Origin of the sequence: Micromonospora radicis (assembly GCF_003583405.1) — a bacterium.
Lineage (GTDB): Bacteria > Actinomycetota > Actinomycetes > Mycobacteriales > Micromonosporaceae > Micromonospora > Micromonospora radicis.
This window is the reverse complement of the sequence record NZ_QXEC01000021.1, coordinates 58,997-71,696: the sequence shown is the minus strand read 5'-3', so window position 1 is coordinate 71,696 and position 12,700 is coordinate 58,997. Positions and strand designations below refer to the sequence as shown.

General features: G+C 70.5%; 10 protein-coding genes. 2 read left to right on the top strand and 8 right to left on the bottom strand.

Going from position 1 to position 12,700, the window contains the following annotated elements:
* The first annotated feature begins 75 nt into the window (after nucleotides 1–75).
* On the top strand, nucleotides 76–2,199 hold the full coding sequence (locus D2L64_RS20310; RefSeq protein ID WP_119578800.1) for a PhoX family protein: 2,124 nt from the start codon (nucleotides 76–78) through the stop codon (nucleotides 2,197–2,199).
* A gap of 99 nt (nucleotides 2,200–2,298) precedes the next feature.
* On the opposite strand, the gene D2L64_RS20305 is transcribed toward D2L64_RS20310, so the two are convergent.
* Complete coding sequence (locus D2L64_RS20305; RefSeq protein ID WP_119578799.1) at nucleotides 2,299–3,081, bottom strand: IclR family transcriptional regulator; 783 nt, start codon at nucleotides 3,079–3,081, stop codon at nucleotides 2,299–2,301.
* Between the two features lie 154 nt (nucleotides 3,082–3,235).
* Between D2L64_RS20305 and D2L64_RS20300 the strand changes: the two genes are divergently transcribed.
* Complete coding sequence (locus D2L64_RS20300; protein WP_119578798.1) at nucleotides 3,236–4,423, top strand: MFS transporter; 1,188 nt, start codon at nucleotides 3,236–3,238, stop codon at nucleotides 4,421–4,423.
* Between the two features lie 58 nt (nucleotides 4,424–4,481).
* Here D2L64_RS20300 and D2L64_RS20295 read toward each other — a convergent pair whose 3' ends face one another.
* The 7 genes from D2L64_RS20295 to nuoI form a co-directional block, all read right to left on the bottom strand.
* On the bottom strand, nucleotides 4,482–5,549 hold the full coding sequence (locus D2L64_RS20295; RefSeq protein ID WP_119578822.1) for a polyprenyl synthetase family protein: 1,068 nt from the start codon (nucleotides 5,547–5,549) through the stop codon (nucleotides 4,482–4,484).
* Nucleotides 5,550–5,660: 111 nt separating this feature from the next.
* Nucleotides 5,661–7,211: an NADH-quinone oxidoreductase subunit NuoN gene (nuoN, locus tag D2L64_RS20290; RefSeq protein ID WP_119578797.1), complete on the bottom strand. Its 1,551-nt coding sequence runs from the start codon at nucleotides 7,209–7,211 to the stop codon at nucleotides 5,661–5,663.
* A 166-nt stretch (nucleotides 7,212–7,377) separates the two neighbouring features.
* Nucleotides 7,378–8,910 carry an NADH-quinone oxidoreductase subunit M gene (locus D2L64_RS20280; protein ID WP_119578796.1) on the bottom strand — a complete coding sequence of 511 codons (1,533 nt, stop codon included), beginning with the start codon at nucleotides 8,908–8,910 and terminating at the stop codon, nucleotides 7,378–7,380.
* A 100-nt stretch (nucleotides 8,911–9,010) separates the two neighbouring features.
* Entirely contained in the window at nucleotides 9,011–10,966 is a 1,956-nt protein-coding gene (nuoL, locus tag D2L64_RS20275) for an NADH-quinone oxidoreductase subunit L (protein ID WP_119578795.1), read from the bottom strand.
* A gap of 11 nt (nucleotides 10,967–10,977) precedes the next feature.
* Nucleotides 10,978–11,295 carry an NADH-quinone oxidoreductase subunit NuoK gene (gene nuoK, locus D2L64_RS20270; RefSeq protein WP_013731028.1) on the bottom strand — a complete coding sequence of 106 codons (318 nt, stop codon included), beginning with the start codon at nucleotides 11,293–11,295 and terminating at the stop codon, nucleotides 10,978–10,980.
* Nucleotides 11,292–12,062 (bottom strand): NADH-quinone oxidoreductase subunit J, encoded by a 771-nt coding sequence (locus tag D2L64_RS20265; protein ID WP_119578794.1) that lies wholly within the window; start codon nucleotides 12,060–12,062, stop codon nucleotides 11,292–11,294. The genes nuoK and D2L64_RS20265 overlap by 4 nt, the downstream gene beginning before the upstream one ends.
* A complete protein-coding gene (gene nuoI / locus D2L64_RS20260; RefSeq protein ID WP_119578793.1) occupies nucleotides 12,059–12,700 on the bottom strand; it encodes an NADH-quinone oxidoreductase subunit NuoI in 642 nt (213 codons plus the stop codon). Before nuoI ends, D2L64_RS20265 begins: the two co-directional genes overlap by 4 nt.

Below are 12,700 nucleotides of genomic sequence, written 5' to 3'. Positions count from 1 at the left end.
CGTCCCCCTAGCGTCCGGCGGGTACGCGTCGGTGAGCTGCACCGACGTGCACCGACTCCCAGGAGGCTCCTCCCCATGAGCGACCGTCCCCGGCTGCTGCCGCTGCTGGGCACCCCACGCCACGGCAGCCGCGACGCCATGACCTGTCTGTACCGCTGCGGCAACGCCTGCGACCACCCGGTTCCCAACACCTCCGACAACGCGTACTTCGGCGACGTGGTGAACGCCGAGGTCTCCCGACGCGGGGTGGTCCGCGCCGGCACGGTCGGCGCGCTGGTGCTCGGCTTCGGCGGCGCGCTGGCCGGCACCGGCGCGGCCGCCGCGGCACCGGGTGCCCCGGTGGTGCCGGAGGCCACCACGTTCGGCGCCGGTAAGGGTGGTGGCAAGGGCGTCGGCAACGGCGCGCTGACCTTCAAGCCCATCCCGCCGAACACCCTGGACACCTTCGTGGTGCCCAACGGCTACGACCACGCGGTGGTGATCCGCTGGGGCGACCCGGTGGTACCCGGCGCGCCCGCCTTCAACCTGCGCCGGCAGACCGCCGCCGCGCAGGCCAAGCAGTTCGGCTACAACAACGACTACGTCGGTGTGCTGCCGCTGGACAAGGCCGGCAAGCGGGCGCTGCTCGTGGTCAACCACGAGTACACCAACGAGGATCTGATGTTCCCGGGCTTCACCAGCCAGGACGCGCTCAGCGTCGAGCAGGTGAAGGTGGCGATGGCCGCGCACGGCATGTCCGTGGTCGAGATCGAGCGGGTGGCCGGCACCGGGCAGTGGCGGGTGGTCGGCTCCGGTCGCCGCCCGTACAACCGGCGGGTCGACGCGTTGAGCAGCCCATTCGAACTGACCGGGCCGGTCGCCGGCACCGCCTTCGTGAAGACCGCCGCCGACCCGAAGGGCCGCACGGTCATCGGCACGCTGAACAACTGCGCCGGTGGGGTGACCCCGTGGGGCACGGTGCTCTCCGGCGAGGAGAACTTCAACCAGTACTTCGTCGGCGGAAACGCCGCTCCCGAGGCGGACAAGCCGCGACTGGCCCGCTACGGCATCAGCACCACGGCCCGCTACCCGAGCGGCAGCCGCAAGTGGGAGCGCGCCGCCGACCGCTTCGACCTCGCCAAGCACCCGAACGAGGCGAACCGGCACGGCTGGATCGTGGAGATCGACCCGTACGACCCGGAGAGCCGCCCGCGCAAGCACACCGCGCTGGGCCGGTTCAAGCACGAGGGGGCCAACGTGATCGTGGCCCGCAGCGGGCACGTGGTCGCGTACATGGGCGACGACGAACGGTTCGACTACCTCTACAAGTTCGTCTCCGACAAGAAGTTCATGAAGGGTGACTCCTGGGTCGCCCGCAGGCACAACCTGACCCTGCTGGAGTCGGGCACCCTCTACGTGGCCCAGCTCGGCCAGACCAGCGCCGACGAGATCGACGGCTCCGGCGCGCTGCCCGGCGACGGTGCCTTCGACGGCAGGGGCCGCTGGATCAGGCTGGTCAGCGGCAACCGGTCGTACGTGGACGGGATGACCGCCGCCGAGGTGCTCACCTTCACCCGGTTCGCCGGTGACCAGGTCGGCGCGACCAAGATGGACCGCCCGGAGGACGTCGAGCCGAGCCTGCACACTGGCAAGGTGTACGTGGCGCTGACCAACAACACGAACCGGGGGGTCGGCAGCAACCCGAAGGCGGACGAGGCCAACCCGCGTACCAACAACCGGCACGGTCAGATCCTCGAACTGGTCGAGGACCGGGGGGACAACACCGCCGAGACGTTCGCCTGGTCGCTGCCGATCGTCTGCGGCGACCCGACGGACCCGTCCACCTACTTCGCCGGGTACGACAAGACCCAGGTCTCGCCGATCTCCTGCCCGGACAACGTGGCCTTCGACGCCACGGGCAACCTCTGGATCTCCACCGACGGCAATGCCCTGGGCAGCAACGACGGACTCTTCGCCACGGCCACCGACGGTCCGGAGCGTGGGCACCTCAAGCAGTTCCTGACGGTCCCGCTCGGTGCCGAGACCTGCGGGCCGTTCATCACCGGCGACAACCGTTCGCTCTTCGTCGCCGTACAGCACCCGGGTGAGATCACCGGAGCCACGGTGGACACCCCGGCCTCCACCTGGCCGGACGGCGACTACGCCAAACCCGGCGTGGTGGTGACCTGGCGGCTGGACGGCGGACCGGTCGGTAGCTGACCCCGTCCCGGCGCCCCGCGCCGGCCGCCTGCCCGACGGCCCTCTTCCCACCAGGAAGAGGGCCGTCTCGCGGTCCGGGTCCGGGCCGACCGGGCCCGTTCAGTTCTCGGCGGCGAGGTTGTCGGCGATGGCGCGGGCGGCGGTGAGCAGCTTCGTCCGGACCACCCGGGCCGAGGTCATCATCTCGCTGGCCGGCAACGCGCAGGCCAGCACCGTCCGCCGCTCCATGTCCTTGTCCGGGGTGACCAGCACCGCCGCGCACGCGACGCCCTGCCGGTACTGACCCAACTCCAGCTGCATGCCGCGCCGCTCACCGGCGGCCAGGTCGGCCTCGAACGCCTCCGGCGTGCTCAGGGTCGCGGTGGTGAACGGGCGCATGCCGTACTCGCGCAGGTACCGGTGGCGTTGTTCGGTGGTGAGCGTGGCGAGCAGGGCCTTGCCGAGCGCGGTCGCGTGGGCACCCTCGTCGAAGCCGGGGACGAGTTCCTCCATGTAGGGCGACCGGTGTCCCTCCGCCACGGCGGTGACCGCCACCTGCCCACCGACGAACCGGCCGAGGTAGTGACTCCACCCGGTCTCCAGGGCGGCCCGGCGCAGCGTCTCCCCGATCGCCGGGGAACCACGGAACGCGGCGACCAGCTCCCGGTAGCGGTCGGCCACCTCCAACCCCACGATGTACGTGCCGTCCTCCCGACGGATCACGTATCCCTCGTACGCGAGAGTGCGGACCAGATGGTAGGTGGTGGCCACAGTCAACTCGCAACGCCGGGCGATCTGCTTGACCGTCAACCCGCGCGGGGCACGACCGACCGACTCGAGCACTCGAAGTGCGCGGGAGACGCTTCGGATCAGGTCCGAAGGCTCCGCCAGGGGGTCACGCACAACCACCTCCGCCACCGGGGACTTACACCATATGAAAAACCGGGCCGCCGCGAAATGCCTGTTCGGATGGATGATCCAAGGTCACGGCGTACGTGAGGTGATCTCGGCCGCACTTCGTGTTGCCCGGTGGCGACTGGCATAGGTTGGCCTCATCATGACCAACATCGCCGCGCCCGACGCCCCGGCGGTCGGCACCCGGCCCGTCCGGGCCAGTGCGGTGGCCGTGGCCGTCACCATCGGCTGCGTCCTGCCGGTCTTCCTGGTCGGCGGGCTCGCCGTACAGATGCGGGAGGATCTGGCCTTCTCCCCGGCCGGCCTCGGGCTCGTCGTGGCGGTCTACTTCGGTGTCGGCGCGCTCGCCTCCGTCCCCTCCGGAGCCCTGGTGGAACGCTGCGGCGCCGCGGTGGTGGCGCGCCTGGGCCTGCTGGTCTCCGCCGGCTGCCTGCTCGCCGTCGCCGCGTTCGCCCGCTCCTACCCGGTGCTCGTCGGCCTGCTCGCCGTCGCCGGCACCGCCAACGCCCTCGGTCAACTGTCCAGCAACGTGCTGCTGGCCCGGTCCGTGCCGGCGCGGCGGCAGGGCCTGTCGTTCGGCATCAAGCAGGCCGCCATCCCGGTCTCCACCCTGCTGGCCGGCGCGGCGGTACCCACCATCGCGCTCACCGTCGGCTGGCGCTGGGCGTTCGTGGTGGCGGCCGGCGCGGCGCTGGCCGCGCTGCCGGCGGTGCCCGCGCAGAGCCCGCAGCCGGCCCACCGCCCGGCCCGCCGCGCCGGGCGCGGCACGCTGGCCCTGGTGATCGTCGGCATCGCCGCGACGCTCGCCGCCGGTGCCGCCAACGCGCTGGGCACCTTCGTGGTGGACGCCTCGGTCGACCGTGGGCTCGAACCGGCGTTGGCCGGGTTGATCCTGACGCTCGGCAGCGCCGCCTGCGTCACCGCCCGGGTCGGCTTCGGCTGGCTCGCCGACCGGCGGGCCGGCGGGCACGTCGCCGTGATCGCCGCGATGCTGGTCGTCGGAGCGGTCGGGCTGGCCCTGCTCGCGGTGACCGGCCCCGGCCCGCTGGTGGTCGGCGTACTGCTCGGCTTCGGTCTGGGCTGGTCGTGGCCGGGGCTGATGAACTTCGCGGTGGTCCGGCTACATCCCCAGGCGCCGGCCGCCGCCACCTCGATCACCCAGACCGGGGTGTACGCCGGCGGCTGCCTCGGCCCCCTCGCCCTCGGCCCACTCGCCGCCGCCGCGGGCTATCCGGTGATGTGGCTCGCCGCGGCCGGCGCCATGCTCGCCGCAGCCGCCCTCATGCTCACCGCCACCCGGCTCCTACCCACCCAGGCACAACCTTCCTGAGATCACCACCGCCGCCGGGGCACGTCACGGCGGATCGGACAGCGCCGGCAGGACGAGGTCAGCCGGTGCGGTCGGCGATGTGGTCGCAGAGCGACTCCAGCGCGCGCCGCGACGGAGTGTCCGGCAGCGGGGCGAGCTGGGTGCGGGCATCCTCGGCGTAGCTGCGGACGGTCTCCCGGGCCCGCTTGAGCGCGGGCGACTCGCGGAGCAGGCCGAGTGCCTCGGCGTGCAGGACGTCGTCGGTCAACGGGCCGGTGGCCAGGATCTCGCGCAGTCGCACCGAGGAGGCATCGGTGTCGTCCGCGGCGAGGGCGTAGAGCACCGGCAGGGTCGGCACACCCTCACGCAGGTCGGTGCCGGGCGTCTTGCCCGAGTCCGTGGACTCGCTGGCGATGTCGAGCAGATCGTCGGAGAGCTGGAAGGCGATCCCGATCGTCTCGCCGTACCCGGCCAACGCCGCCACCTGCTCGGGCGTGGCGCCACCGAACAGGCCACCGAAGTGCGCGCTGGTGGCGATCAGCGAACCGGTCTTCTCCGCGATCACCCGCAGGTAGTGCGTCACCGGGTCGTCGCCGGCCCGGGGACCGACGGTCTCGGCGATCTGGCCGTGCACCAGCCGGGCGAAGGTGCGCGCCTGCAGGCGTACCGCCTCGGGGCCCAACTCGGCGGCGACGTCCGCGGCCCGGGCGAAGAGATAGTCGCCGACCAGGATGGCCACCGAGTTGGTCCACCGGGAGTTGGCGCTCGGCGCCCCCCGGCGCACCGGCGCCTCGTCCATCACGTCGTCGTGGTAGAGCGTGGCCAGGTGGGTCAGCTCGACCACCACGGCGGCCGACACCACCTCCGGCCGGGACGGGTCACCGAACTGGGCGCCCAGCGCCACCAGCAGCGGCCGGAACCGCTTACCGCCGGCCTCCGCCAGGTGCCTCGCGGCCTCGGTCACGAACGGGTCGGCGCTGGCGACGGTGTCCCGCAGCTCCGCCTCGACGGCCTGCAACAGACCGAGCACGGACTGCTCTGTGCCGGAGTCGGAGAGATGGAGCCCGAGCGTGCCGAACTGACCCGCGCCGAGCCGGTTCCGGCGGCCACCGGAGCCGGTGACCCCTGAACTCTCCCCACCCCTAATCACCACACCTCCACCATGCCACACGGCCTCTACCTGCGGCGGACCGGGGATACGCGGCGAGGGCCGGCCCACACGGGTGGACCGGCCCTCGCGTTTACGCAGGTGGTGCCGCTACCGGACGAAGTCCGCGGCGTTGGTGGCGAGTTCCAGCAACGGACCCGGCGCGACGCCGAGAACCAGGGTGGCGAGTACGCCGATCACCAGCGCCGCCGAGGTCAACGCACCGGGCACGGTGACCGTCGGGGTCGACTCGCCCGGCTCGGAGAGCCACATCATCACCACGACCCGCAGGTACGGGAAGGCGAGCACCATGCTGGTCAGCACACCGGCGATCACCAGCCACACCTGACCGCCCTCCAGCGCCGGCCCGAAGACCGCGAACTTGCTGATGAAGCCGCTGGTCAGCGGGATGCCGGCGAAGGCGAGCAGGATGAAGGTGAAGACCGAGGCGTACACCGGCGACCGTCGGCCCAGACCCGCCCACCGCGACAGGTGGGTGGCCTCGCCGTCGGCGTCGCGTACCAGGGTCACCACCGCGAACGCGGCCAGCACCGCGAAGCCGTACGCCACCAGGTAGAACATCGTGCCGGAGAGCCCCTCGCGGCCCGGCGCCAGCACGCCGACCAGCAGGTAGCCGGCGTTCGCGATGGACGAGTACGCCAGCAGCCGCTTGATGTCGGTCTGGGTGACCGCCAGCACCGCGCCGATCAGCATGGTGAGCACCGCCACCGAACCGAGCACCGGGGTGAAGTCCCACCGCGCCCCCTCGAAGGCGACGTGGAAGACCCGCAGCAGGGCGCCGAACGCGGCGACCTTCGTGCAGGCCGCCATGAAGCCGGTCACCGGGGTCGGTGCGCCCTGGTAGACGTCGGGCGTCCAGACGTGGAACGGCGCCGCGGCGGCCTTGAACAGCAGACCGATCGCGACCAGCGCCATACCGGCGAAGAGCAGCACCGGGCTCTGCGTCGAATCGGCCACCGCCGCGTGGATGGTGGCGAAGTCGACACCGGCCGCCCGGTCGGCCAGGCCGCCGGTGAAGCCGTAGATCAGCGCCAGGCCGAACAGGAAGAACGCCGAGGCGTACGCGCCGAGCAGGAAGTACTTCATCGCCGCCTCCTGGCTCAGCAGCCGCCGGCGGCGAGCCAGCGCGCAGAGCAGGTAGAGCGGCAGCGAGAAGACCTCGAGCGCGATGAACATGGTCAGCAGGTCGTTCGCCGACACGAAGATCAGCATGCCGCCGACGGCGAAGGTGACCAGCGGGTAGACCTCGCCGGCACCGGGGGAGTTCGCGGCCTGCCGCCGGTCGTCCGGTGAGTCGGCGGTGATCGCGGCCTGGGCCACGAACGCGCCACCCCGCTCGATCGCCCGCTCACCGACCAGCAGCAGCGCGACGGCCGACAGCACCAGGATCGCGCCCTGCAGGAACAGCGTGGGCCCGTCGATGGCGATCACCCCGATGGTGATCATCCGCTTGTCGGCGTTGAGCACCACCATGGTCAGCGCGGCCAGCACCGCCAGCAGCGCCAACGGCAACTGCACCGGGTGCCGCAGCCGGCGGGGCACGAACGCCTCGACCAGCACCCCGACCACGGCCGCACCCATCATGATCAGGATCGGCGCGAGTGCCGCGTAGTCGATCGGCGGCAGTTCAAGCTCGTTCACTGAGCCCACCTTTCGTTCGCGACTGCGGGGCTCGCAAGCTCACTCCTCGCACTCACCGAGCCAAACCTTTCGTTCGCGACTGCGGGGCTCGCAAGCTCACTCCTCGCACTCACCGAGCCAAACCTTTCGTTCGCGACTGCGGGGCTCGCAAGCTCACTCCTCGCACTCACCGGCCTGCCTCCTGGACGCTGTCGATCGACGGGGCCGGGTCGGTCCGACCGACGTCCTCCATGGTCGCCTGGACGGCGGGGTTGATTACGTCCGTCACCGGCTTGGGATAGAAGCCGAGCAGCACGATCAGCGCGATCAGCGGGGCGACCACGACCTTCTCCCGCAGGTTGAGGTCGCGCTTCATCCCGTCGATCTCGGTCAGCGCCGGGTTCAGCGTGCCCTGGGTGGTGCGCTGCACCATCCACAGCACGTACGCCGCCGCCAGGATGATGCCCAGCGTGGCGATCACCGCGACCGGCTTGTTCACCGTGAAGGTGCCGATCAGCACCAGGAACTCGGAGACGAACGGCGCGGTGCCGGGCAGCGCCAGCGAGGCGAGGCCGGCGAAGAAGAGCACCCCGGCCAGCACCGGCACCAGCTTGCCGGCGCCACCGAAGTCGCTGACCAGCGCCGAACCCCGACGGGCCACCAGCATGCCGACCACCAGGAAGAGCAGGCCGGTGGCGAGCCCGTGGTTCACCATGTAGAGCACGGCGCCGGTACCGGCCTGGGTGGTGAAGGCGAAGATTCCCACGCCGATGAAGCCGAAGTGGGCGATCGACGTGTACGACACCAGGCGCTTCAGGTCGTTCTGCCCGACCGCCAGCAACGCGGCGTAGATGATGCCGATCACCGCGATGGCCAGCGCCCACGGCGCGAACCACTGGGCCGCGTCGGGGAACAGCGGCAGGCAGTAGCGGATGATGCCGAAGGTGCCGACCTTGTCCAGCACGCCGACGAGCAGTGCGGCGGCACCGGCCGGGGCCGCACCACCGGCGTCCGGCAGCCAGGTGTGGAACGGGAAGAACGGCGCCTTGATCGCGAAGGCGACGAAGAACCCGAGGAACAGCCAGCGCTCCGCGCCGGTGGAGATGTCCACCTGGGACAGCGCCACCCAGTCGAAGGTCTTTCCGCCGAGCACCCACAGGCCGATCATCGCGGCCAGCATGAACAGGCCGCCGACCAGCGAGTAGAGGAAGAACTTGACCGCCGCGTACTGCCGCTGGTGGCCGCCGTAGCTGCCGATCAGGAAGTACATCGGCACCAGCATGACCTCGAAGAACACGTAGAACAGGAAGACGTCGGCGGCGGCGAAGACGCCGATCATCGTGCACTCGAGGACGAGCAGCAGCGCGAAGTAGACCGGCACCGACCGCTTGGAGGACTCCGCGTCGTGCCAGGACGCCAGGATCACCAGCGGCACCAGCACCGCGATCAGCATCAGCATGACCAGCGCGATGCCGTCGGCGGCGAAGGTGAAGTTGACGCCCCAGTTCGGGATCCACGGGTACGACTCGCGGAACTGGAACCGGTCGCCGCCCACCTGCCAGGTCAACCACATGACCACCGACAGCACCAGCACCAGCAGCGACCAGCCGAACGCGACCTGCTTGGCCAGCGTCGGCCGGCTACGCGGCAGGAGGGCGACCACCACTGCGCCGACCAGCGGCGCCACGGTGAGCACCGAGAGGAACGGGAAGTCGGACATTATGCGGCCTTACCTCCGTCGTCGATGCGCGGTCCGCCGGCGACGGCCGCCTGGGAGAGTGTCGGGGAAGCCGCGCGGTTCCCCGAACCCGGAAGGTCGATCACGCCAACCACCCCGCCTGTACGGCCAGGAAGGCGGCCACCACCAGCAGCGCCCCGGCCAGGATCGAGGTGGCGTACGACCGGACGAAGCCGGTCTGCAGCCGCCGGAGTCGGCCGGACCCGCCGCCGACCCCCGCCGCCAGGCCGTTGACCAGCCCGTCGATGCCCCGGTTGTCCAGGTAGACCAGCGCCCGGGTGAGGAAGATGCCCGGCTTCTCGAAGACCGCCTCGTTGACCGTGTCGGTGTAGAGGTTCTTGCGCGCGGCGGTGACCACCACGCCGGCCGGCTGCGGCTCGATCGCGGTGCCGTTGCGGAACAGGTACCAGCCGAGCCCCGCGCCGAGCACGGTGACGCCCTGCGCCAGGAAGAAGATCGCCAGGTGCGGCAGGACCGGGTGGTGTTCCTCGGTGGCCGCGAGGCCCGCGGTGGCGGTCAGCCAGTCCGGTACGGAGGTGGCCAGCAGCGCACCGCCGCCCAGCGAGCCGACGGCCAGCAGGATCAGCGGGACGGTCATCAGCGGCGGGGACTCGTGCGGGTGCTCGATGTCCGTGGTCCAGCGCTTCGGGCCGTGGAAGGTCAGCACGAACAGCCGGGTCATGTAGAACGCGGTCAGCCCGGCGCCGAGTACGGCGGCACCACCGAAGAGCCACGCCGTCCAGCCCTCCCGGGCGAACGCCGCCTCGACGATCGGCTCTTTGGAGAAGTAGCCGGAGAACGGGATGATGCCGATGATCGCCACCCAGCCGGCCGCGAAGGTCAGCCAGGTGGTCTTCATGTACTTCGACAGGCCACCGAAGCGGCGGATGTCGACTTGGTCCTTCATGCCGTGCATGACCGAGCCGGCGCCGAGGAACATGTTGGCCTTGAAGAAGCCGTGCGCCAGCAGGTGCACGATGGCCAGCGCGTAGGCCGCACCACCCAGGCCGACACCGAGGAACATGTAGCCGATCTGGCTCACCGTCGACCAGGCCAGCACCCGCTTGATGTCGTCCTTGGCGCAGCCGATGATCGCGCCCATCAGCAGGGTCAGCGCACCGACGCTCACCACCACCAGTTGCAGGGTGGTGTTGGCCGAGAAGATGATGTTGGACCGGGCGATCAGGTAGACGCCCGCGGTGACCATCGTCGCGGCGTGGATCAGCGCCGACACCGGGGTCGGGCCCTCCATCGCGTCCGGCAACCACGCCTGCAGCGGGAACTGGCCGGACTTGCCGGCCGCGCCGAGCAGCAGCAGCAGGCCCATCACCAGCACGGTGCCGCCGGCCAGCGCGCCCACCCCGTTGAACACCTCGTCGTACTGGGTGGTGCCCAGGGTGGCGAACATGATGAAGATGGCGATGGCCAGGCCGGCGTCGCCGACCCGGTTCATCAGGAACGCCTTCTTACCGGCGGTGGCCGCGGCCGGCCGGGTGTTCCAGAACGAGATCAGCAGGTACGACGCCAGGCCGACGCCCTCCCAGCCGAAGTAGAGCATCACGTAGTTGTTGCCGAGGACCAGCAGCAACATGGCCGCGACGAACAGGTTGAAGTAGGCGAAGAACCGGCGCCGACCCGCGTCGTGGGCCATGTACTCGACCGCGTACAGGTGGATCAGGAAACCCACGCCGGTGATCAGCAGGACGAAGACCCCGGCCAGCGGGTCGAAGAGCAGGCCGAAGTCGACGTGCAGCCCGCCGACCACGATGAAGTCCCAGAGGCTCAGCTGGACCGACTTGTTCTCCAGCCCGCGCAGGCCGAGGAAGTACGTCAGGCCGAGCACGAACGCGGCGCCGACCGCGGCCACGCCGAGCCAGTGGCCCCACCGGTCCGCCCGGCGGCCGAGCAGGAGCAGGACCGCCGCACTGAGCAGCGGGATCGCCACCAGCAGCCAGACACTGCTCAACAGGCCGTCGGCCGTCGCGTACGAGACCGTCTCGGCCGGAGCAGCCTGGGCGTACGTCAAGATTTCGTCCACCGGTGGGCCCCTCAGTACTTCAGCAGGTTGGCGTCGTCGACGCTGGCGGAGCGCCGGGTACGGAAGATCGCCATGATGATGGCGAGCCCGACCACGACCTCGGCCGCAGCCACCACCATCACGAAGAACGCCATGATCTGACCGTTGAGGTCACCGTTCATCCGGCTGAAGGTGACCAGCGCCAGGTTGGCCGCGTTGAGCATCAGCTCGACACACATGAACAGCACGATCGCGTTGCGCCGCACCAGCACCCCGGCCGCGCCGATGGTGAACAGCACCGCGGCGAGGACCAGGTAGTAGTTCGGCTCGACCGAGAAGAAGTCACTCATTTCTCAGTGCCCTTCAGGGTGGTCTCCTCGGCGGTCAGCTCGCGGACCGGGAGGATGTCCGGCGTGCTCCGGTCGCTCAGTCGCCCGTCCGGCAGGCGGGCCGGGGTGGCGACCGACGAGGAGGTGGCGAAGACACCCGGACCCGGCTTCGGTCCGGGGTAGTTACCGGGCGCGAAGCGGGCCTTCATGGTGGCGATCTGGTCGCGCTTGTCTTCCTTGCGCCGTTCGACGTGCGCCAGGATCATGCCGCCGATGGTGGCGGTGATCAGCAGTGCCGCGGTGAGCTCGAAGGCGAACACGTAGTCGGTGAAGAGCAGCCGGGCGATGCCCTGCACGTTGCCGCCCGCGTTGGCCTGCTCCAGGCCGACCGGCGTGCTGCCCTGCGTGGCTCGGTACACCCCGCTGCCGAGCAGCCCGGCGAAGCCGACACCCAGCCCGATCGCGGCGAGCCGTTGACCGCGCAGCACCTCGATCAGTGAATCGGAGGCGTCCCGGCCGACCAGCATCAGGACGAACAGGAAGAGCATCATGATCGCGCCGGTGTAGACGATGATCTGCACCATGCCGATGAACGGCCCCGCCTGGAGCACGTAGAACACACCCAGGCTGAGCATGGTCAGCACCAGCCAGAGCGCCGAGTGCACGGCATTGCGGGCGGCGATCATGCCGATCGCGCCGGCCAGGGCGAGCGGGGCGAGGATCCAGAAGGTCACCGCCTCGCCGCCGGAGACCGCACCCGCGGCGGCGAGCACCGTCGACGTGGTCATGCCGTCTCTCCCTTTTCCGCCGCGGCCCGCTGGGCGGCCTGCTCGGCGCCCGGGAAGGTGACGCCCGGGTGCTCGTCCACCTGGTAGCGGCCCGGACCCATCGGCGAGCGCTCGGCACCGGCCGAGGTGCCCGGGTTGGTCAGGCTGCCGACGTAGTAGTCCTTCTCGCTGTCACCCAGGCGCATCGGGTGCGGCGGCTGCTCCATCCCCGGCAGCAGCGGCGCCAGCAGCTGCTCCTTGGTGAAGATCAGATCCTGCCGGTTGTCCCGGGCCAGCTCGTACTCGTTGCTCATCGTCAGCGAGCGGGTCGGGCACGCCTCGATGCACAGTCCACAGAAGATGCACCGGGCGTAGTTGATCTGGTACGTGCTGGCGTACCGCTCACCCGGCGAGAAGCGCTGCTCGTCGGTGTTGTCGCCACCCTCGACGTAGATCGCGTCCGCCGGGCAGGCCCAGGCGCACAGCTCACAGCCGATGCACTTCTCCAGGCCGTCCGGGTGCCGGTTGAGAATGTGCCGCCCGTGGTAACGAGGGGCCGGCGTCGGCGGCTCGAACGGGTAGTCGGTGGTGACGACCTTCCTGAACATGTGCGAGAAGGTGACCCCGAAGCCCTTGAACGTTCCGGTGATCGCGCCCAC

Coding starts and splice junctions, on each gene's coding strand:
- nuoK (WP_013731028.1), bottom strand. CDS start 11,295: ATGAGTGACTTCTTCTCGGTCGAGCCGAACTACTACCTGGTCCTCGCC.
- D2L64_RS20300 (WP_119578798.1), top strand. CDS start 3,236: ATGACCAACATCGCCGCGCCCGACGCCCCGGCGGTCGGCACCCGGCCC.
- D2L64_RS20265 (WP_119578794.1), bottom strand. CDS start 12,062: ATGACCACGTCGACGGTGCTCGCCGCCGCGGGTGCGGTCTCCGGCGGC.
- D2L64_RS20280 (WP_119578796.1), bottom strand. CDS start 8,910: ATGTCCGACTTCCCGTTCCTCTCGGTGCTCACCGTGGCGCCGCTGGTC.
- D2L64_RS20310 (WP_119578800.1), top strand. CDS start 76: ATGAGCGACCGTCCCCGGCTGCTGCCGCTGCTGGGCACCCCACGCCAC.